The 2,301-nt window shown below is 52.2% G+C and carries 2 rRNA genes (both only partly in view); both read right to left on the bottom strand.

What is annotated here, in order from left to right:
- Positions 1-1,301, bottom strand: a 23S ribosomal RNA gene (locus tag CVS29_RS17970) (it extends 1,962 nt beyond the left edge of the window).
- Positions 1,302-1,888: 587 nt separating this feature from the next.
- Positions 1,889-2,301, bottom strand: a 16S ribosomal RNA gene (locus CVS29_RS17965); it runs 1,223 nt beyond the window's last position.
- The 16S and 23S rRNA genes sit together here, the layout of an rRNA operon.

Here is a 2,301-nt window from a genome sequence, read left to right as displayed (position 1 = left end):
CTTGTTAGGGTAATGTTTGAAATCCACAACTTCGGCGGTGTACTTGAGCCCCGCTACATTGTCGGCGCGGAATCACTTGACCAGTGAGCTATTACGCACTCTTTTAAGGATGGCTGCTTCTAAGCCAACCTCCTGGTTGTCTAAGCAATCCCACATCCTTTCCCACTTAGCACACGCTTAGGGGCCTTAGTTGGTGGTCTGGGCTGTTTCCCTCTCGACTATGAAGCTTATCCCCCACAGTCTCACTGCTACGCTCTGACTTACCGGCATTCGGAGTTTGGCTGACGTCAGTAACCTTGTAGGGCCCATTAGCCATCCAGTAGCTCTACCTCCAGTAAGAAACACGCAACGCTGCACCTAAATGCATTTCGGGGAGAACCAGCTATCACGAAGTTTGATTGGCCTTTCACCCCTACCCACAGCTCATCCCCTCCATTTTCAACTGAAGTGGGTTCGGTCCTCCACGCGCTCTTACACGCGCTTCAACCTGGCCATGGGTAGATCACTTCGCTTCGGGTCTAGATCACGCCACTAAACTCGCCCTATTCAGACTCGCTTTCGCTACGGCTTCCCCACACGGGTTAACCTCGCGACGTAACACTAACTCGCAGGCTCATTCTTCAAAAGGCACGCCATCACAAGAACAACTACCCCCAAAGGGGCACGCTTGCTCTGACGGATTGTAAGCACACGGTTTCAGGTACTATTTCACTCCCCTCCCGGGGTACTTTTCACCTTTCCCTCACGGTACTTGTCCGCTATCGGTCATTAGGTAGTATTTAGGCTTATCAGGTGGTCCTGACAGATTCACACGGGATTTCTCGGGCCCCGTGCTACTTGGGATACTCACCAGGGAGTGCACTGCATTTCAGTTACGGGACTCTCACCCTCTACGGTCGGCCATTCAAAACCGTTCACCTATACATGCACCATTCCCCTTCCTAGTCCGGCAGAACTAGATCGGTAAGTCCCACAACCCCGCACCATGCAACGCCCGCCGGCTATCACACATGACACGGTTTAGCCTGATCCGCGTTCGCTCGCCACTACTAACGGAATCACTATTGTTTTCTCTTCCTGTGGGTACTGAGATGTTTCACTTCCCCACGTTCCCTCCACACACCCTATATATTCAGGTGCAGGTCACCACCTCGGCTTACACCGGGTAGCGGGGTTCCCCCATTCGGACACCCTCGGATCAAAGTTTGGTTATCAACTCCCCGAGGCTTATCGCAGATTCCTACGTCCTTCTTCGGCTCCTAATGCCAAGGCATCCACCGTGTGCCCTTAAAAACTTGACCACACACATGCGGGTCAAACACAACACACCCTCACAAGGATGCACCATGATTTATACTTCTTGATTATCGAGAAAACCATGAAAACTAGCCACCAACCCCAAAGGGTCAGCAACAGATCCAGGTTTTATATCATATTCTCAAAGAAATTGCTTTCTTATAAAAGATGCTCGCGTTCACTATGTAGTTCTCAAACAACAACCCCACCACACACCCCACCACCAGAGAGTACCCATCCACGCAACACCAGCCCGAAGACCAGATCACGCACACCAGCACCGCCTCACGGTTCAGTTATGTGCAGGAAACCAGAAACAAACCAACACAAAAAAGTGTTGTTGCCTCAGGACCCAACAGTGTGCCAAACACCACCCACCACCACGAAACAACCCTTGATGAAACGTTCCCCGCATCCCCTAAAGGGTTGCTGTACTTATTTCAGATCGCCCCGTGCCAACAGGCACCTATTTCATTGATATTCCACCCTTGAGCAGCACACCGAGAAACTTTCGTTCTCGCAATGCACTATTCTCCTCACACCCACAACAATTCTCCATGCGGAAAACGCCTAGGTGTTTGGTGCTCCTTAGAAAGGAGGTGATCCAGCCGCACCTTCCGGTACGGCTACCTTGTTACGACTTAGTCCCAATCGCCAGTCCCACCTTCGACAGCTCCCTCCCCACAAGGGGGTTAGGCCACCGGCTTCGGGTGTTACCAACTTTCGTGACTTGACGGGCGGTGTGTACAAGGCCCGGGAACGTATTCACCGCAGCGTTGCTGATCTGCGATTACTAGCGACTCCGACTTCATGGGGTCGAGTTGCAGACCCCAATCCGAACTGAGACCGGCTTTTTGGGATTAGCTCCACCTCACAGTATCGCAACCCATTGTACCGGCCATTGTAGCATGCGTGAAGCCCAAGACATAAGGGGCATGATGATTTGACGTCGTCCTCACCTTCCTCCGAGTTGACCCCGGCAGTCTCCTATGAGTCCCCACCATA

The organism is Arthrobacter psychrochitiniphilus (genome assembly GCF_003185915.1).
GTDB lineage: Bacteria > Actinomycetota > Actinomycetes > Actinomycetales > Micrococcaceae > Specibacter > Specibacter psychrochitiniphilus.
Note: the sequence above shows the minus strand (reverse complement) of the source record. Positions and strands in the feature narration are given on the sequence as shown.